Consider the following 18,881-nt stretch of genomic DNA (forward strand, 5'->3'; position numbering starts at 1 on the left):
GCCGTCGTACTCGCGCCCGCGCGTGAGCGACGACAACGCCTACGTGGAGAGTCTGTTCCGCACGGCGAAGTACCGACCGGAGTTCCCGGACAAGGGCTTCGCCGACCTCGACGAGGCCCGCGCGTGGGCGTCGCACTTCGTGCGCTGGTACAACCACGAGCACCGTCACAGCGGCATCCGTTACGTCAGCCCGGCGCAGCGTCACGCAGGCGACGACACGGCGATCCTCGCGGCGCGCCACGCGCTGTACCTGCACGCTCGCGAGCGCCACCCGCGCCGCTGGTCGGGCGTCACGCGCAACTGGACGCCCATCGCTGCGGTGACTCTGAACCCTGAACACGACGCCGTCGTCAAGGCACGCTCGGGGTGCGTCGATACGCAGCCACTGGCTGCATGAACGAGGCGACAACTACCTTGACGCGCGCCGCCTTGGCTTGAACACGCCGATCGTGTCCGTCGTCATCCCGGCCTACAACGCCGCGGCATTCGTGCGCCGCGCGGTCGACAGCGTGCTCGCGCAGACGATGGCCGGTGTCGAAGTGATCGCGGTCGACGATGGCAGCACCGACGACACCTGTGGTGTGCTCGCCGGGTACGGCGACTGCTTGCGCCTGCTGACCCAGGCGAATGCCGGCCCGGCGGCCGCGCGCAACCGCGGCCTGCGCGAGGCCCGCGGCGAGTTCGTGGCCTTCCTCGATGCCGACGACTGGTGGCTGCCGGCCAAGCTCGAGCGGCAGGTGGCCTTGATGCGCGCCCGCCCGGATGTGGGCTTTTGCTCGACCGCCACGCGCGTGGTCACGCAGGCCGGCAAGCCGGCAGGCGACTGGCCGTGTTGCATGGAGGACGAGGGACCGCTGCTGGAGCTGCTCTTCGTGCGCAGTGCGGCCATCAGCGGCTCCACGTCGGGCGTGCTGGGACGGCGGGCGTTGTTGACCGAGGTCGGCGGCTTCGACGAGGCGCTGCGCGGCTTCGAGGACCCGGATCTGTGGATCCGCCTCGCGGCGCGTACCCGCTATGCCTGCATCCCCGAACCACTGACGGTGGTCGTGCGCACGCCAGGCAGCGTCAGCAGCCACCTGCCGCGCATGCGGGCGGCGACGCTGGCTTCTTTCCGCAAGAACCGCACGCTGCTGCCGCCCGGCAAGCGAGGCAGCTTCTGGCGCGACGCCTGTGCGGGTGCACTGCTCGACTACGCCAAGATGGCCGCGCGCGCAGGCCGTCGGGACTGGGCGTGGCGGTGGGCCAGCGAGGCCGCTTTCTACGCGCCGCTGGGACGCGGGCGCTGGGCATGGGGGCTGATGCGCGACCTGCTGAGCGGACACCAGCCGTGAGCGGGACGCTCGTCAGCGTGGTCATCCCTGCGTACAACGCGCAGGCCTTCATCGCCGAGTGCATCGCGAGCGTGCAGGCGCAGCGCGTCGACGCCGACCTCGAGGTCGTCGTCGTCGACGACGGATCGACGGACGGCACCGCAGCCATCGTGCAGCAATTGCCCGGTGTGCGCCTGGTCTCGCAACCCAACTTGGGGCCGGCGGCCGCGCGCAATGCGGGCATCGCTGCCACGCAAGGGCCGCTCGTCGCCTTCCTCGATGCGGACGATTTGTGGCCCGAAGGTTCGCTGGCGGCGCGACTGGACGTGCTGCAGCAACAGCCCGACGCTGCGATGGTGTTCGGCGACTGCCGACAGTTCGACGCGCAAGCACCACGGCAGCGCACGCTGTTCGAGGAAGGGGGCTGGGGACGGCGCGCCTGGGGCGACAGCGGCCTCGTGCCCGACGCCTACTCGAGGCTGCTCGACGACAACTTCGTCACCACCGGCACCGTCATCGTGCGCCGCCAGGTGCTGGATGCCGTCGGCGCTTTCGCCGAGGACCTGCGTCTGGTCGAAGACCTGGAACTGTGGCTGCGCATTGCCCGCCACCATCCCGTGGCCTGGTGCGAGCGCGTGTGCCTGCTGCGGCGGCGACATGGCGCGAACACCTCGGCGGACCGCGCCGCGATGGGCCTGGCCTGGCTCGAAGTTCTGCGCCGCCAGCGGATGCCAGCCGACGGCGCGCGGGCTGCGGGGCTGGCGCAGCTGAAGCGAGCCGTCGCCCACGAGTGCCTGAACCTGTGCGACCTCGCGCTGCAACGGGGGCAGCGGGCCGAGGCCATGCGATGGGCCTCGCGCAGCGTGTGGCACCGGCCGGCGTGGCGCTCGCTGCGGGGGCTGGCCAAAGCGATGCTCGGTACGGCCGGCCAAGGCCGGGCACGATGAGTTCCGCCGTGCATACTGCATCGCGGGGTTTCGCCGACATCGTCTCCTTTGAAGAGGCGCCCTGCGGGGGCCACACCGAAACACCACGAACCTGGTTCGACGGGCACCTGCTGAACGCTGAGGCGCTGCGGCGCAGCCTCGCGCTCGAGCATGATGCCCCGCTGGGGTTGCTGCTTCGATGTGCCTGGCAGCGCTGGGCTCTGGCGCTGGCGTCGCGGCTGGAGGGGGTGTTCACGCTGGCGATCCTCGATCGCGGCGAGCTGTACCTGTATCGCGATCCATCCGGGTTCCGGGACCTGTACTTGCGCCAGGTCGGCTCGGATCGCTTCGCCTTCGCCACCGACCTCGACGGGCTTCGACGAGTGTCGCCGCGCCCGCTGGAGCCATCGCGCCACGCGCTGCACGAGTACCTGCGGTTCCTCGACATCGCCGCACCGAATGCATGGTATGCCGGGGTGCAGGCGGTGGAGCCAGGGCAATGGGTGCGGTGTTCGGCGCGCGGCGTCGAATCGGGCTTGCGTGAAGAGACGACAGCGCTGGCCACACCAGTCGTCGACTTCGACGATGCGGTCGACACCCTCGAGCAGCGCCTGCTGCACAGCGTAAGCCAGTGCCTGGAAGCTTCGCGGTCGCCGGCCGCATTCCTCAGCGGCGGTGTCGATTCGGCGCTGCTGTGCGCCGTCGCGGGCCGCCAGCGCCCCGACTTGACCGCGGTGACGGTGGGCTTCGAAGGAGCCGCCTTCGACGAAGCGCCGGTGGCGCAGAAGATCGCCTCGCACCTGGGGCTCACGCACCAGGTGCTGCGCTTCTCGCATGCGGACGACGTTGCCGCCTTCGAGCGGCTGGTTCGGCAAATGGACCAGCCGATGGCCGACCCGGCCACGCCCGCCACGCTGCTGTCGTTCGAGCATTGCCGCACGCGCTTCGACACCGTGCTCGACGGCTCGGGCGTCGAAGACGCGATCGGGTTCTACCCCCCGCGCCACATGCGCATCGCCGTGGCGTACGCGGCGCGGCTGCCGGCCGCCGTGCGCCGGGCACTGACCCGCTGGCTGCGGCGCGTGCCGCCGCTGGCGGGCTACACGCCGCTCGTGGACTTCGAGCACCCGGCAGAGACGATGATCCGCTGGAAGGGCTTCACCGCCAGCGAGATCGCGGCACTGTGCGGCGAGCCCGCCTCGCTCGAGCGCACGCACTTCTATCGCACGTTCGAGCGCTTCCCGCGTCACGCGCACGTCGAGCGGTACAGTGCCGTGATGGCCTGCCTGCCGAGCGAGCGGCTGACCCAGTGTGAGCGCATCACGGGCCTGCCGATCCGCTACCCGTTCTGCGACCGCGCTGTCTTTGACTTCCTGCGAGCACTTCCCGTGCCGTACCGTCACACGCCCACCGAATCCAAGCGGGTGTTGCGTGCGTTGCTCGCACGGCATGTGCCGCGCCCGCTGTGGGACCTGCCCAAGCACGGTTTCAATTTCCCACTGCAGCGCTTCCTGGCAGCAGACGACCACGCGATGGTGCGCCGATACGTCATGCGCGGAAGGTGGCTGGAGCGCGGCCTTCTGCGCGCCGACGAAGTGCGGCGCTATGCGCGGCAGTACGTCGCGGGCGACGAACGGCTGATGTTCCGCGTCTGGGCGCTGGTGGTGCTGGGCGCCTGGCTCGATGCGCACGAAGACCTCATCATTCCCGCCTCCGGTGCCTGATCCGACCCGCGCCCCTGCCGCCGACCTGAACGCCGCGCGCCCCGTGCGGGTACTGATGTACACGGCCTACCTCGATCCGGAGTACAGCGGCGCCGCGCTGCAGGCGTTGACGCTCGCGCGCGAACTGCGCCAGCGCGGCCACCATATCGAGTTCGTGACCAACCGCTGGCCCGGGCTGAGCGAGACGGCCGTCGTCGACGGCTTTGCGGTGCAGCGTCTCGAACCCGGGCGGCTGCGCAAGCACCGCGAGTTCCGGCTGTGGCTGAACCTGGCGCGCTACGTGTGGCGGCGGCGCAGGGATTTCGACGTGCTGCACAGCCACGGCGCGTACTACACGCACGCGTTCGTCGGGCCGCTGGCCCGACTGCTCGGTTTGAAGTCCATCGTCAAGGCGAGCTTGGCCCGGGACGATTTGCTCGGCCTGCGCGGCTCGCTGGTTGGCGCCATCCACCGCTTCATGCTGCGCCGCGTGAGCGCGTGCGTCGCCATCAGCCGCGACTTGATGCAGGAGTTTCGCAGCGGCGGCATCGCGCTGCAGCGCATCCACCACGTGCCCAACGGGGTGGACGTGGAGCGCTTCCGCCCCGCGTCCAGCGAGGAGCGGCCCGGCCTGCGCGCGCAGCTGGGGCTGCCCGCCGACCAGCCGATCGTGCTTTTCGTTGGCGTGCTCGACCCGCGCAAGAACATCCGCTGGCTGGCCGAGCAGTGGGTCGCGCACGACGCGTTCGGCACCGGTGCGCTCTTGCTGGCCGTGGGCCCGCAGGGACGCGACGACCCCGATGGACGTCTGCGCGCCCATCTGGCAGCGCTGGCGCAAGCGCACCCGCAACGCTTTGCGCTGCACGACTACCACGCCGATCTGGCGCCCTATTACCGCTGCGCCAATGCGCTCGTGCTGCCCTCGTACAAAGAGGGACTGCCCAATGTGGTGCTGGAGGCGATGGCGGCGGGCCTGCCCTGCGTGGCCGCGAGCGCCAGCGGCAGCCGCGAGCTGATCGACGACGGCGTGACCGGCCACCTGTACCCGCCGGACGACGTCGTTGGCCTGGCGCAGGCCATCCGCCGCGTACTGGGGCCCACCGGGCCGCAGATGGGCGCGAAGGGCCGCGAGGTCGCCACGGCGCGCTACGCGATCGGTACGGTGGCCGACCGCTACGAGGTGCTGTACGCGCAGCTGCTGGGCCGGTCAGTGCGTGAGCAGATGCCCCCCCCGCTGCCGCTGCTGATGATCACCGAGCTGTACCTGCCCACCAAAGGCGGCACCGCGGTGATGTTCGAGGACGACTGCCGACGCCTCGGCGGGCGGGAGGTGCACGTCGTGACGGCTGCCGTCCCCGGTGACGCCGACTTCGACCTCGGCCACCCGAACACCATCCACCGGCTCAACCTGCAGCGCTACGAGTGGATGCGGCCGGAGTCGCTGGCGATGTACACGCGCATGTTCGTCACCTCGATGCGGCTGGCGCTCACCAACCGCTTCGCGGCAGTCCTGGCGGGCCGTGCATTGCCCGAAGGGCTGGTGGCCTGGGCCGTGGGGCGGCTGCGAGGCTGCCGCGTCGTGATCTACGCCCACGGCGAAGAGCTGACCGGCTGGGGACGGGGACGCAAGTTTCAGACGATGTGCTTCGCGTTGCGCCACGCCGATACGGTGCTGGCCAACAGCGATTTCACACGCGACACGCTGGTGTCGCTGATCGGCGTGCGGCCACAGCGCATCGCGATGGCCTACCCGGTGGTCGACGCCGAACGCTTCCGTCCCGGTCTGCCCTGCGACGACCTGCGCGCGGGCATCGGCCTCGGGCCCGCGCAGAAGCTGATCCTCTCGGTCGGCCGGCTGCAGCGTCGCAAGAGCTTCGACCAGGTCGTGCGTGCGCTGCCGGGGCTGCTGGCGCGCGGCATCGACGTGCACCACGCCATCGTCGGCATCGGCGAGGACTGGGACTACCTCGAGCGCACCGCCACCGAGCTGGGCGTGCGCGAGCGGTTGCACCTGCTGGGCCACGTCGCGCCCGACGACCTGCCGCGCTGGTACAACGCCTGCGACGTGTTCGCCATGCCCAACCGCGACATCGAGGGCGACACCGAGGGCTTCGGCATCGTCTACCTCGAAGCCAACGCCTGCGCGAAACCGGCGGTGGCCGGTATCACGGGCGGCACCGGCTCGGCCGTGGTGGACGGGCTGAACGGGCTGCGCGTGGACGGCGACAGCGTGGCGGCCGTGGAAGCGGGCCTCGCGCAGCTGCTGCTGAATCCTGCGCTGGCACAGCGGCTCGGCGAGGCGGGGCGCCAGCGCATCCTGGCCGGTTTCACGCCGCAGCGGCGGGTGGAGTTGATCCGGCGGCTGGTGACGTCATGAGGCCGTGCCGGCCGTCGGGGCAGCAGCCTGACGGCCGAATGTCGCGACCAGCACGGTGCCGAGCGCCGCCAGCCCCGTGAGCCGCATCAGCTTCCAAAGCCGCCCGCTGTGGTGCAGGCGCTGCCAGAAGAAGGGCAGCCGCTCGCGCCACGACTGCACGATCCACTGCGGGTCGCCGCTGCGCAGGATGCGTCCCAATTCGACTGTCGACAGGAACCGTAGCTCGGGATGCTGGCGCAAGGCCGCTGCGCACAGCGCATCGAGTTCTTCCAGACTGCGGCGGCACTGCTCGGCGTCGAGGATGAAGTTGTCGCGGTGATTCTCGAGAATGCACGGCTGCCCCTCGGCCACGGCCTTGCTCAGGGCGTGCAACGCATACGCGGCGTCGCGACCGCGAGCAGGCTCGAAGTAGTCGGTGCGCACGAGGTAGGTCAGCCCGTCGGCACGATCGCCATTGACAATCGGACCCTCGTCGCCATCGGGCAGGCCCTTGGCGTTGCGCTGTGTCGAGCGCCAGCCCGGCGTGACGACGAACTCGATGCCGGCCGCAGCCCACGCGCGTTCGACATCACGCGTCCAGACGAAGGTGGGCGGCACGACGACGGCCGGTGGCTCACCCACGATGCGGCGGTATGCCGCCACCTCGGCATCGACGGCGGAACGCACTTCGGCAGCCGGCAGCGGTGCCGATGGCAGTCGCGACGCATCGACCCAGCGGCTCTGCAGGTGCGAGGGCAACTGCTCGGTGACGGCGGGCGGCGCCCGTCGCAGCCAGCCCACCACCGCCGGGTCGGTGCTGGCGACGAGCGCGGGCGGCCAGAAGTGCTCGTGGCCGTGCAACTGCAAGCTGAACACGTGGCGGGCCAGTCCGTCCTTCAGGGCTGCGAGGATGGACGCCAGCGGCGGTGCGTCGAGCTCGACGCGACGGTAGGCCCCACCGGCCGCGATGGTCGGGCCGTCTGGCACCGCCAGCACCAGCGCCAGGCTCATCACCGGATGCCGCCCTGCCCCGTCTCGGTGCCGGGCCAGGATGGCCGCAATCTGCTGTAGCGCCTGCGCCTGCGACAACGGGCCGGCGCCCCAGTCGTCGCTTTCGAGCACGAGGATCGGTCGCCGGAACACCGGCGCACGGCAGGCGCGGCCGATCGCGCCACGACACGCCAACAGAACCGCGGCCACTGCTGCCCCCCATACCAGCATGACGCCTGCAGCGAGCAGGTTCCACGACCAAGACACGGATCGTGCCTCAGGATCGGCTGCCGGCAGCCGGGTACCAGCATACGCGCACGCCGAGGTCGAGCCCCCGCAGCAGCCCCTGCGCCAACCGGCGGTCGACGACTCGCTCATGCCTCAGTCCACGCTGCTTCACCTGGTACAGCCGCCCCTTGTGCGGCTGTACCTGCCCGAAGCGTTCGCCAGCGGCCAAACGGCGCAGCAACTCGGCATAGACCTGCGCGCTCGTCTGCACCGCCCGCCAGAACAGCCGCAGTTCATCGTCGTCGGGCCGCACCTCGGGGCTCACGTGCGCGATCAAGCCGCCGGTGTCGATGCCGGCGTCGATCCAGTGCAGTGTGCAGCCCACCTTCTCGGGCTCGCCGTTGTACAACGCCCAGAACGTGCAGTCGGCACCCCGGTACTCGGGCGACAGACCGCCGTGCAGGTTCGCGATACCCAGCCGCCCCGTGGTCAGCAGCTCGCCACGGATCAGCGAAGTGCCGAAGACGGCGATCAGGTCGGGCTGCAGCTCGCGCGCCAAGGCGACCACGTCGGGGTGGTTGATGTGCGGCACCTCGCGCACCAGCTCCGGCCGGTCCAGCCGCGGTGGCTGGTCGCCGAAGAAAAACTTCGCCTCGCCGCCGCCGGTATAGCGCCGCCGGTCGCGCAGCCAGCGCCAGGCCTTGCGCGAGAAGTTGTCGGGCCGCAGCTGCCTGAGCAGCTTCTTCCACGAGAACTCCGAACCCGTCTCCTGCACGATGGCCTGCACGTCGCCCGCGCGGCACAGCGCGTTGGCCACGTACAGGTGCCGCGGGCTGCGGCCGCACAGCACGAGCACCTTCAGGCGCGCAGCCTCGCCCGGCATCACAGCGGCAGCGTCAGCCATGGGACGCAAGCGACGTCGGCGCTGCCGCCAGCGTGGGCACCGGTGGCACCGACACGTCGAGCATGTCCATCATCAGCGCGTCGGCGAAGAACTTGGCCGCCCAGTTGGGGTACTCGAAACGCGAGTAATCGCCCCAGATCGGCGCCGAACCGGCGATGCCGCCGCGTACCGCCGGATCGGGGTGATCGAGCCGGTGCGTCGTCTTGAGGTACGCGAGTGCCGATCGGGCGTTGGTGCGCAGTTCATCGGCTCCGGTGACCTGTGCGAGACGTGTCCAGTTGAGGCTCATCTGCGCCACGCCGGTGAGGCAGGCGTACGACGCATCGGCCACCCAGCCGTCGCGGTAGGTACCGGCAAGCCATCCGTCGGCGCGCTGCACGGCGGCGATGCCGCGCCCTGCCTTCAGCGCCGCGTTCAGATAGCGCTCGTCGCCGAGCAGCACGCCCGACTCGAGGAAGCCGCGGATGGCGTAGGCGATGGTGTGCGTGAACGGCGACTTCCAGGGCACGAAGGCGTTGGTGGCGAACCAGCCGCTGGCGGTCTGTTGGGTCAGCGCCCAGTGGAGGTTCCTGCGCGCCGCCCGCACCAGACGGGGCTCGTTCGCGATCAGGCCGGTGGCCAGCAACGGCCAGGTCGCGCGGGTGTTGTACACGTGCGGCGTGTCGTGGTGCTCGAACCTGCGCCAGCAACCGTCGTCGTCCTGCTGATCGGCCAGCCAGTGGCCCGCACGCACGGCGGCCGCCAGGCACTCGTCGCGCCTCAGCTGCGTGTAGCCGGCGATCATCCCGTGCATGATCTGCCCGGTATTGAAGATCACCGGCCGGCTGCCCGCCTCGCCGAAGTGGCCCGGGAAGGCGCCATCGGGCAGCTGGATCGAGAGCTCCCAGTCGATCATGCGCTGCGCGCGCGCGACGAGCTCCGGGCGGTCGAGCGCGCTGGCTGCGGCGAGCATCGTCTCGATGATGTAGCCGGTGGTCTCGGGATAGCTGGGCAGCCAGCCGTCTTCGAAGCTCCAGCCGGCGGAGACGCCGCCGGCGTCGGGCTGCCCATCGCGCACGTCCTGCGCGCGGCACAGCCAGTCGATGGCAGCGGCCAGGTGCACGGCGTGCGGCTGCTGGGGCGCCGTGGTGCCGCGCACGCTGTCCCACACCAGGCTCAGGTGGCGCGCTCGCCAGGGCTTGTAGCCGTGCGGGCAGGCGCACGAGGTCGATCACGTTCATGGTCGTGTTCTGGTCGTGACTCAGTCTATGGCGGCGGCCTGCGCCAGCTCGCCCTGCAGCGGCACGTGGCTGACCACGTAGCGGTGCTTGCCAGAGGCCTCGGGCGCGATGGCGTCGACGACACGCACGGTGACGCGCACGTCGTCGCCCAGGCGCTGGCGCAGCCCGGCCTCGATCGCCGGCACACGCTCGGCCGCCCAGCCGGGGCCGGGAACGACGAGCACCTCGAGGTCGCGCACGGCGTGCTGGACGAGCTTGAACTCGCCCACGCCCTCGGTCGCGCGCAGCACGTAGATGCCCGCGAGGGCGTGCATGATGGTGCCGTCGGGTCGCACCAGGAAATCGGTGCGGCGGCCGACGACCTCGGCGATCACGTGCAGGCCGCGGCCGGCGCGGTCGGGCTCGGGGCTCAGGCGCACCATGTCGCCAGTGCGGTAGCGGATGAAGGGCTGCGCATCGGAGCACAGACCGGTCATCACCGCTTCGCCCAGCTCGCCGGGTGCCACGGGTTGGCCCTGCGCATCAAGCACCTCGAGGATGATGCTCTCGCTCATCAGCAACATCGCACCGGCGGGATTGTCGGGGCTCTCGTGCGCGGTGAAGCCGATGTCGCGGCTGCCGAACTCGTTGGCGACCGATGCGCCGAAGACCTCGCCGATCAGCGTGCGCTGATGCGGGTACAGCGGCTCGCCGGTGGTGCAGACGACCTTCAGCCGCGGCAGGCGCGGCCGCCGCCCGCGCTCCTTCGCGTGTGCGGCCAGCAACGCGACCGAGCTGGCGTAGCCGTAAAGACAGCTCGGAGAGAAGCGTTCGAGCGCGTCGAGGTAGTCGTCCATGCGCGCGGGCGACATCGCGAACGCGTTGAGCACGAGCTGATTGATCAGCCGGTCGCGCACCGTCTTGACCCAGTCGGTCTTGCTGAGTTCGACCGGCGCACCCCACAGGTAAGCCTCCGGATCCCCCGGCTCGACACCCCACCAGCGCCGCGCACGCATGCGGCCCGCGGCATCCGATGCCTGACGCCGGCGGCCAAAGTGGAAGATGAGCGGCATCCCGCTGGAGCCGCCAGTGTTGTATTTGAAGGCTCCACCGGGAACGCCGCGCCAAACCATTTCCTCGTGGTGCGCGGCGGCGTCCTGCTTGGTCATGCAGGGCAGCGGTCGCAGGTCGTGCAGGTGGGTCAGAGCGCCGGGGGACAAGCCCGCCGCCTCGAGGCGGCGGCGGTGCCAGGGTGAATGCAACCAGGCCACGCCAAGCAGTTCGCGCAGCTTGGCCAGTTGCAGCGCCTCGATGCCCGCACGATCGAGCCACTGGCTGCGCTCCAGATCGGCCAGATAGTCGAACGTGGGCCGACGCACTGCGCGCTCCTGCGTGCGGTAGACGGTGCGAGCCAAAGCCTGTGCGAACACGCTCGACGGTCTACCGCCGGTCCCGCGAGAGGCGGGCGGGTGGCGATGCCTGAAGGCCCTCATCGCGGCTGGCTGGCAAACCGGCACCGACCGCTTTGGGCGCCGACTTGGTCGCCTGACCCACCAGATGATTCGTCACGACGACCACTGCCACCAGGTGGTAGATGTAGTCGAAGTAGGCCAGCCCCAGGAAGGCTCCCGCGCTCAGGTAGGCCACCATGCTCACCTGGACCATCGCGGCGAGGTCGCGCGCCCACAGCAGCGCAGGATCCTTCTTCGTGCGGCGGATGATCGAGCCGCACTTCAGCCATGTCATGCCCAGCAGGGTCAGGAAGATGGCCAACCCGATCCAGCCGTGCTCGCCGAGCACCTCGAAGTAGATGCTGTGCACGTCCCGGCAGTCGTTGGGGTTGGGCGCGTAGCGCTCGCACACGGGCCGCTGCCAGGTTTCGAATCCACCGCCGGTGATGCGGTCGTTGGCAATGTTGATCGCATTGCCCCACTGGTTGATCCGCCCCTGCGCGGAGGCGTCCTCCTCGTAGGACTTGATGGTACTCATCCGCTCGTACCACTCGGGCGGCATCACGGACAGCGCGACGCCTCCCGCCGCGACGACGAGGATGGCCGTGACGAACTTGTGCCGGCTCTTCAGCCAGAAGATGCCACCGGTGAGGACGAGCGCCACCAGCGCCCCCCGCGACTGCGTGCCGAACGCGGCGATGGCGGTCAGAACCATTGCCGCCGCGAGGCCGAGCTTGATGTACTTGTGCTTCTCCTGAAGATACAGATAACGCATCAGAGGAATCGTCATGACCAGCGCGAGTGCCAGTTCGTTGTTGCCGCCGATGAAAGTCCCCGATGGCCCCTGGACCCGGTAGACCCCGCCGTTGGCGATCGTGAACAGCCCGCCCTTGACCCCGTAGAAACCGAGCGACAGCGCGATGGTCCAGATGAACAGGTGGACCTTGCGCTCGGACGTCAGCATCAGCAGCGTCATGAAGGTCAGGATCTGGATCTTGATCACCTTTTCGTACTGCTGCATCGCGAGGTTCTGGTAGAACGCCGTCGTCGTCGTGATGCCCATCCACGCGATGAAGAGCACGAGCACGACGATCTCGCGACTCCACACCATGCGCTTGGCCTCTTTCGAGACCAGCATGCCGATCAGCGTGACGATCGCGACGATCTGCACGACCGGCATCGAGTACATGAACCCCCACGCTAGACGGTGCGGATTCATGTAGCCGAGCCACGCCAGCAACAGGATGCCCCAGAAGGGGCGCTTGAGGATGAACGGCAGCGCGCCGAAGACGATGCAGGCCAAGACGAGGTCACGCATTGCAGGCAACCTCCCTGGTGTCGCGAGCAACATGGCTCACGACATAGCGATACTTTCCGGAACGCTCGGCCGCGATCGAGTCGACGCGTTCGACGCAGATTTCCACACCAGCCCCGAGACGGGCCTTGAGCTTTGCAACGATGGAATCAACGTCCGGTTCGGCAATGCCAGGGTGGCAGACTATCTGCACTCGCGTGCGCAGCAGGCTCTCCTGCACGATCTTGAACTGCTGCACGGCAGGCTCGTCGCGGAGAACGTAGATCAACGCCAGCCCATGCATCACCGTGCCGTCGGCGGCAACGACGAAGTCGGTGGTGCGTCCCTGGATCTCCTTCAGCAACGGCAGCCCACGTCCGCAGGCGCAGCGCTCCTTGCTCAGCACGGCCACGTCGCCGGTGCGGTAGCGGATGAACGGGAACTCGCCCGTGGCCAGATGGGTGACGACGATCTCGCCCGCCTCGCCGGCCGGTAGCACGCGGCCGTCGGAGCCGACGATCTCGACGATCAGGTCTTCCGCGGTCAGGTGCATGCCGCCTTCGGGGCACTCGTGGGCGATGAAGCCCGCATCGCGCCCGCCGTAGCCGTTGGCCACTTTGCAGCCGAAAACGCGCTCGATGGCGGCCCGCTGATCGTCGTACAGCCTCTCGCTGGTGCAGAAGGCCACGCAGATCCCCAAGTCGTCCATGCGCTGGCCGCGCTGCTCGGCGTGGCGGGCGATGTGACTGAGTGCACTGGGATAACCAAAGAGCATCTTCGGCCGCCGCACACGGATGGTCCGCACGAAACCATCGAGCTTGGCGTCGCTCATCTCGAAGGCGGGCAGCAGTTCGGTGCGCAGCAGCTTGTCGCGCCACGCACGCAGGTGGTCCTGCGCACCGAGTTCGATCGGTGAGCCCCAGACCACGATCTCGGGGTCGCCGATGTCGACACCCCACCAGCGCGTGGCTCGCCACTTGGCCGCCACGTCATGGCTGACGCGCTCACGGCCAATGAAGAAGATCAGCGGCTCGCCGCTGCTGCCGCCAGTGTTGAACCGCGCGAGGCTGCGGGCGTCGTCAGCCTTCAGCGACTCGGTGTGCTCGCGGATCAGCGGCTTGGTGAGAAACGGCAGGCACTGCAAATCTTCGAGACGCTGCACGTCTGCCGGGACGAAGCCGATGTGCGCAAACAGGTCGCGGTAATACGGTACGTGCTGGCCTGCGTGACGCAGCAGCGCACGAAGGCGCTGCAACTGCAGCGCCTGCAGCTCGTCGGGTGGCAGCCACTGGGTGCGCTCCAGTTCGCGGCGCACGCGCACGGTGTCATGCCGCTTGAGCGCCTCGTGCAGCGGGAACAGCGCGCCAGCGACGAAGCGGGTGTACAGGCTAGACACGTCCAACCTCCCGATGCACGGTGGCAGGTGCGGTGCTGGCTCGCGCGTGCAGTGTGCAGAACTCTTCGGTAAGCACCTGCACACGTTGGTTCCACGTGTTGCGCTGCGCGTAGCTGCGAATCGCCTCGGTATCCCAAGACGCACTCAACGCCCTGTCCAGCGCCTGTTGCAAAGCGTCGGGGTCGCCAAAGGGCACGACAAGGCCCAGCGACGGGCCGCACACGACTTCGGCGTTGCCGCCTACGTCCGTGGCCACCACCGGCAAGCCGCAGGCCATGGCTTCGAGCAGGACGTTAGCCCAACCCTCGTTGCGCGAGGCCAGTACGAAGACGTCTGCGGCCGAGAGCGGCACACGCAGTTCCTCGGGTGGCAGAGGCCCCAGAAAGTGCACGGCATCGCCCAGCCGCAGTCTGGCCACCTGCTGCTGGAGCGCCGCCGTCATGTCGCCTTCCGGGCTGGGGCCACCCACGACGAGATAGCTCAGCCCGGGGTGGCGGCGTCTCAGTGCCGGCAGCAGTTCGATCACGCGGTGAAAACCTTTGCGCTCGACAAGGCCGCCGACCGTGATCAAGACGGGGGCGTCGAGCGGCAGACCGAGGCGGCGCCGCGCCTCGGCCCTCGGCAATGGGCTGAACTTGTCCAAGTCCACCCCGTTGCCGACAACGCGCACCTTCTCCGGCGGGATCCCCAAGCCGATCGCCACCTGTCGCAGCGAGTCGGACACCGCAAATACCCGGCTGGCCCGCTGCAGTGCCTGCCGCAGCTTGCGCGCCAGCGCGGGATCACGCGCGTGTCGCGCCTCGGTGCCGCGCAGCGTGAGCGTCACCGGCACGCGCAACCAGCGGCCGAGCAGTGTCGCGGCATAGCCCTCCGGGTAGCCGAAGTGGGCGTCAAGCACGTCGAGCCGGCCAGCACGTTGCAACCGGCGCAGGCGGGGCCAGGCGCCCAGCGCCATCAACAGACCGTCGAGCCTCTTGAACAAGCCCGGCACGGAGAAGAAGCGCGGGAACCACACGTCCACCCCCTGCTGCGTCTCGTGGGGTGCAGCGCCAGGCCGAAAGCCCGGACGCCAGCGGCGCAGCAGCGCCTGCAGCGGGAACCACGGCACCGGCGAGACGACCGCGATTGGCATCTGCCGCCCGACGCGGAACATGCGTTCGCGAATGAACAGGCCCGCCATCGGCTGCCGCTCGCTGGGGAACAGGCTGCTGAACACGACGACGTGAGGTAGACCAGCAGGGTCAGGCATGGGCCAGCGAAGGAGCTGCCAGGCGCTCGAACGTCGGCCGGTAACCGGCCACGCTGCGCGCCCAGTTGCGCTCGGCCTCGACGAAGCGGCGCCCCTCGGCACGCAGCTGCGGCCAGCGCTCGCGCTGCGCGAGCAGGTCGAGCAGGGCCTGCGCGAGCGCGTCGGCACTGCCGGCACGGAACAGCACGCCCGTCTCGCCGTGGCGGATCAGTTCCTTGTGCCCGCCGACGTCACTGGCCACCAGCAGCCGGCCCTGCGCCATCGCCTCGAGCGGCTTGAGCGGCGTGACGAGTTCGGTCAGCCGCATGCTGTGGCGCGGGTAGGCCAGCACGTCGACGAGGTCGTAGTAGCGCTGCACTTGCTGGTGCGGCACGCGGCCGGTGAAGACGACCTTCTCGGCCACGCCGAGCGCGGCAGCCTGCGCCTTCAGCGCCTGCTCCTGCGGGCCGCCGCCCACCAGCAGCACGCGCACGTCGGGGCGCTGCGCCAGCAGGCGCGGCAGTGCGGCCAGCAGCAGGTCCAGGCCCTCGTAGGCGTAGAAGCTGCCGATGAAGCCGACGACGGTGGCACCGGCCAGCCCCAGCTGCGCCTTCAGCGCCTCGTCGGGCGTGCCGCCGGGCTCGAAGGCGTCGATGTCCACCGCGTTCGGAATCACGGTCACCCTGTCGGCCGCGATGCCGCGCGCCACGATGTCGCTGCGCAGTCCCTCGCAGATCGTGAACACGTGCGCCGCGCGCTTGAGCGCGTGCGTTTCCATGCGCCGACTCAGTCGGTAGCGCAGGCTGCCCTCGGTGGTGGTGCCGTGGTCGACGGCGGCGTCTTCCCAGAAGGCACGCACCTCGTAGACGACTGGAATGCCAAGCTCCTTGCCCACCCGAAGCGCCGGAATGGCGTTGAGCACCGGCGAGTGGGCGTGGATGATGTCGGGTTCCACCATTTGCGCCACAGCGCGCAGGCGCCGCTCGAACTGGCGCATCAGCTCCACCTCGCCCAGGCCCGGCAGCTTCTTGCCGCCGCTGGGCACCAGCGTGCGATAGAAGTGCCAGCCGTCGACCGTTTCCTCGCTGTCACGCGTGGCGGTGTGCTTCGGACTTGTAACGTGGAAGGTCTGCCAGCCGAGCTTGCGCTGCTCGCGCAGGATCGCGAGCGTGCGGAACGTGTAGCCGCTGTGCAGCGGGATCGAGTGGTCGAGGACGTGGAGGATGCGCATGATCGGGCCGGGCCGTCAGGCAGGATGCTGCAGCGCGCGCGCCGACCTTGTACAATAATCTGTACGTAAACGGAGCTCGCTGTTCTTCATATGGATGCCATCAGCTATTCCGCAGCGCGGGCCAACCTGGCGTCGGTGATGGACCGCGTGGCCCACGATCACGAGCCCTTGATCATCACGCGCCATGGGGAGCCGTCGGTCGTGATGCTCTCGCTCGAGGACTACCGCGCGCTCGAGGAGACCGCTCACCTGCTGCGCAGCCCAGCCAATGCACGGCGGCTGCTGGCGGCCATCGCCGAGCTCGAAGCCGGCCGCGGCGTGGAGCGCGAACTGCTGCCGTGAAGCTCGTCTTTGCCGAGCAGGCCTGGGAAGACTACCTTTGCGGGCACAGACACGACCGCAAGACGGTCGAGCGCATCCACGAACTGATTCGCGACGTGCAGCGCGAGCCGTTCGCGGGCATCGGCAAGCCCGAGCCGCTGAAGCACGCGCTGTCGGGCTATTGGTCGCGGCGGATTTCCAGCGAGCACCGGATGGTCTACAAGGTGTCGGACGGCGCGCTGCTGATCGCGCAGCTGCGCTACCACTACTAAGCGGCCACCGAAGCATCACGCCAGCGCCTCCGCGGGCGCACGGCGCGCGTCGAGCGTCGGCGCCTCGGCATCGACCACTTGCCGCAGGAACGCATCGAACATCAGCAGCGACCACAGCGGCGCGCTGTAGTCGCGCACGCCGCTGTGGTGCGCGTGCACCAGGTGCTCGAGGTACTTGTGGTCGAACCAGCCGGTGGCCGCGAGGCGCTCGCCCAGCACGGCGTCCTTCACGCGCTGCTTCAGCGGGCCGCGGAACCAGCGCTCGAGCGGCACCGCGAAACCCATCTTCGGGCGGTACAGCACGTCGTGCGGCAGCAGCGGCTCCATCGCCTTCTTCAGCAGCACCTTGCCCTCGTGGCCGCGCACCTTCAGGTGGTTCGGCAGCGTGGCCAGCCACTCGACGAGCGGGTGGTCCATCAGCGGCTCGCGCACCTCGAGGCTGTGCGCCATGCTCGCGCGGTCGACCTTGGTGTTGATGTCGCCGACGAGGTACGTCTTCAGGTCCAGGTACTGCACGAGCGCGAGCGGGTCGTCGGTGCCGGCGCGCGCGGCGTGGCGCTCGAAGACCTGCCGCGCGTCGTAGCTGCCGAGCAGCGCCTTGAACGCCGGGCTGAACAGCTGCGCGCGCATCGGCCCGCGCAGCAGCGACACCGAATGGAAGTACGCCTCGACCGACGTGCGCGCCATGCCCTCGAACGTGGTCTTGGCGCGCAGCACGCGCGGCGCCCAGTCGGCTTTCGGGTAGACGCGCCCGAGCAGGCCGAACACCGGCTGGCGCACCGACAGCGGCAGCGCACTGCGCAGCCGCTCTTCCATCAGGTGCAGGCGGTAGCGGCGGTAGCCGGCGAAGTTCTCGTCGCCGCCGTCGCCCGACAGCGCCACCGTGACGTGCTTGCGCGCGAGCTGGCACACGCGGTAGGTCGGGATCGCCGAGCTGTCGGCGTAGGGCTCGTCGTACAGCGTGGCGAGCGTGTCGATGAGGTCGAAGTCGTCGGACTTGACGGTCTCGACGCGGTGGTTCGTGCGGTAGCGGCTCGCGACCTTCTGCGCGAACTCGCTCTCGTTGTACTTCGGGTCGTCGAACGCGATGCTGCAGGTGTTGACCGGCTCGGCCGAGAGGCCCGCCATCGTCGCCACCACCGCGCTCGAGTCGACACCGCCCGACAGGAACGCCCCGAGCGGCACTTCCGAAATCATGCGCAGCCGCACCGACTCCTGCAGCCGGTGCTGCAGTTCGGCGCAGGCCTCGTCGAGGGCGATCGGGTTGTCGAGCGTGAAGCGCACGTCCCAGTACTCGCGCGGCTCGGGCAGCGGCGCCCCGCGACGGATCGCGAGCGTGTGTGCCGGCGGCAGCTTCCTCGCCTGCCTGAAGATCGTGCGCGGCTCGGCGACGTAGCCGAGCGCAAAGTACTCCTCGACCGCGAGCGGGTCGAGATCGCGCTTCAGGCCCCCGTGGGCGAGCAGACTCTTGAGCTCGCTGCCGAACAGCAGCCGGCCGTCGTCGAGCAGCGCGTAGTACAGCGGCTTGACGCCCAGCCGGTCGCGCGCGAGGAACAGCGTCTGGCGGCCGCGGTCCCACAGCGCGAACGCGAACATGCCGCGAAAGCGCTCGACGCACGCCTCGCCCCACTGCTCCCACGCGTGGACGATGACCTCGGTGTCGCTTTTCGTGCGGAAGGTGTGCCCCGCAGCCTGCAGCTCGGGGATCAGCTGCTGGTAGTTGTAGATCTCGCCGTTGAAGACGACGACGACCGAGCCGTCTTCGTTGAAGAGGGGCTGCTGGCCGGTGGCGATGTCGATGATCGACAGCCGCCGGTGGCCGAGCCCCAGCCCCGGCTCGACGTGCACGCTGCCCTCGTCGGGCCCGCGGTGGAACTGCGCGTCGTTCATGCGCTGCAGCACCGCGCGGTCGATGTCACGCGTGCCGCGGGTGTCGAAGATGCCGGTGATGCCGCACATGGGGAGTTGGGGGCCCGATTCGCGCCGCCGCACCGTCCGGTGCCGCAACCTGCGCAGCGGCAATGGTAGGCGAGGCCCATGACGCTCGTGAGCGCATTTCGCCTCCACCGCCG

The 18,881-nt window shown here is 69.5% G+C and carries 16 protein-coding genes; 7 read left to right on the forward strand and 9 right to left on the reverse strand.

Annotated elements, in window-relative coordinates; all coding sequences use genetic code 11:
• From DRV96_RS14530 to DRV96_RS18770, 5 genes are all read left to right on the forward strand, one after another.
• A partial coding sequence (locus DRV96_RS14530) for an integrase core domain-containing protein (protein ID WP_162911077.1) occupies positions 1 to 397 on the forward strand: 397 nt, incomplete at its 5' end.
• Between the two features lie 37 nt (positions 398 to 434).
• The gene (locus tag DRV96_RS14535; RefSeq protein ID WP_119292390.1) at positions 435 to 1,331 is read left to right on the forward strand and encodes a glycosyltransferase family 2 protein; all 897 of its coding nucleotides are present in this window, start codon (positions 435 to 437) and stop codon (positions 1,329 to 1,331) included.
• The gene (locus DRV96_RS18765) at positions 1,328 to 2,257 is read left to right on the forward strand and encodes a glycosyltransferase family 2 protein (protein ID WP_162911078.1); all 930 of its coding nucleotides are present in this window, start codon (positions 1,328 to 1,330) and stop codon (positions 2,255 to 2,257) included. Before DRV96_RS14535 ends, DRV96_RS18765 begins: the two co-directional genes overlap by 4 nt.
• Entirely contained in the window at positions 2,254 to 3,960 is a 1,707-nt protein-coding gene (locus tag DRV96_RS14545) for an asparagine synthetase B family protein (protein WP_162911079.1), read from the forward strand. The genes DRV96_RS18765 and DRV96_RS14545 overlap by 4 nt, the downstream gene beginning before the upstream one ends.
• Positions 3,953 to 6,316, forward strand: a complete 2,364-nt coding sequence (locus tag DRV96_RS18770) for a glycosyltransferase family 4 protein (RefSeq protein WP_210757056.1) — start codon at positions 3,953 to 3,955, stop codon at positions 6,314 to 6,316. Before DRV96_RS14545 ends, DRV96_RS18770 begins: the two co-directional genes overlap by 8 nt.
• Here DRV96_RS18770 and DRV96_RS14560 read toward each other — a convergent pair.
• The 8 genes from DRV96_RS14560 to DRV96_RS14595 all read right to left on the reverse strand — a co-directional run bounded on the left by DRV96_RS14560 (position 6,311) and on the right by DRV96_RS14595 (position 16,216).
• On the reverse strand, positions 6,311 to 7,552 hold the full coding sequence (locus DRV96_RS14560) for a hypothetical protein (protein ID WP_162911080.1): 1,242 nt from the start codon (positions 7,550 to 7,552) through the stop codon (positions 6,311 to 6,313). The two genes, DRV96_RS18770 and DRV96_RS14560, sit on opposite strands and share 6 nt — an antisense overlap.
• A 10-nt stretch (positions 7,553 to 7,562) precedes the next feature.
• Positions 7,563 to 8,396 (reverse strand): formyl transferase, encoded by an 834-nt coding sequence (locus DRV96_RS14565; protein WP_119292399.1) that lies wholly within the window; start codon positions 8,394 to 8,396, stop codon positions 7,563 to 7,565.
• Between the two features lie 13 nt (positions 8,397 to 8,409).
• On the reverse strand, positions 8,410 to 9,369 hold the full coding sequence (locus DRV96_RS14570; protein ID WP_210757057.1) for a prenyltransferase/squalene oxidase repeat-containing protein: 960 nt from the start codon (positions 9,367 to 9,369) through the stop codon (positions 8,410 to 8,412).
• Between the two features lie 288 nt (positions 9,370 to 9,657).
• The gene (locus DRV96_RS14575; protein ID WP_119292403.1) at positions 9,658 to 11,109 is read right to left on the reverse strand and encodes a phenylacetate--CoA ligase family protein; all 1,452 of its coding nucleotides are present in this window, start codon (positions 11,107 to 11,109) and stop codon (positions 9,658 to 9,660) included.
• Positions 11,057 to 12,385: a putative O-glycosylation ligase, exosortase A system-associated gene (locus DRV96_RS14580; RefSeq protein ID WP_119292406.1), complete on the reverse strand. Its 1,329-nt coding sequence runs from the start codon at positions 12,383 to 12,385 to the stop codon at positions 11,057 to 11,059. The genes DRV96_RS14575 and DRV96_RS14580 overlap by 53 nt, the downstream gene beginning before the upstream one ends.
• A complete protein-coding gene (locus tag DRV96_RS14585) occupies positions 12,378 to 13,757 on the reverse strand; it encodes a phenylacetate--CoA ligase family protein (protein WP_119292455.1) in 1,380 nt (459 codons plus the stop codon). Before DRV96_RS14585 ends, DRV96_RS14580 begins: the two co-directional genes overlap by 8 nt.
• Positions 13,750 to 14,973 carry a glycosyltransferase gene (locus DRV96_RS14590; protein ID WP_235823422.1) on the reverse strand — a complete coding sequence of 408 codons (1,224 nt, stop codon included), beginning with the start codon at positions 14,971 to 14,973 and terminating at the stop codon, positions 13,750 to 13,752. The genes DRV96_RS14585 and DRV96_RS14590 overlap by 8 nt, the downstream gene beginning before the upstream one ends.
• 25 nt (positions 14,974 to 14,998) lie before the next feature.
• On the reverse strand, positions 14,999 to 16,216 hold the full coding sequence (locus tag DRV96_RS14595; RefSeq protein WP_119292411.1) for a TIGR04063 family PEP-CTERM/XrtA system glycosyltransferase: 1,218 nt from the start codon (positions 16,214 to 16,216) through the stop codon (positions 14,999 to 15,001).
• Positions 16,217 to 16,306: 90 nt separating this feature from the next.
• Between DRV96_RS14595 and DRV96_RS14600 the strand changes: the two genes are divergently transcribed.
• Together DRV96_RS14600 and DRV96_RS14605 are read left to right on the forward strand one after the other, a co-directional pair.
• Positions 16,307 to 16,558, forward strand: coding sequence for a type II toxin-antitoxin system Phd/YefM family antitoxin (locus tag DRV96_RS14600; RefSeq protein ID WP_119292413.1), 252 nt, complete (start codon positions 16,307 to 16,309; stop codon positions 16,556 to 16,558).
• A complete protein-coding gene (locus DRV96_RS14605; protein WP_119292415.1) occupies positions 16,555 to 16,809 on the forward strand; it encodes a Txe/YoeB family addiction module toxin in 255 nt (84 codons plus the stop codon). The genes DRV96_RS14600 and DRV96_RS14605 overlap by 4 nt, the downstream gene beginning before the upstream one ends.
• 15 nt (positions 16,810 to 16,824) lie before the next feature.
• Here the strand turns inward: DRV96_RS14605 and DRV96_RS14610 are convergent, their stop codons facing one another.
• The gene (locus DRV96_RS14610) at positions 16,825 to 18,768 is read right to left on the reverse strand and encodes an XrtA/PEP-CTERM system amidotransferase (protein WP_119292417.1); all 1,944 of its coding nucleotides are present in this window, start codon (positions 18,766 to 18,768) and stop codon (positions 16,825 to 16,827) included.
• Positions 18,769 to 18,881: the final 113 nt, after the last annotated feature.

It is taken from the genome of Azohydromonas sediminis (genome assembly GCF_003574675.1).
Taxonomy (GTDB): domain Bacteria; phylum Pseudomonadota; class Gammaproteobacteria; order Burkholderiales; family Burkholderiaceae_C; genus Calidifontimicrobium; species Calidifontimicrobium sediminis.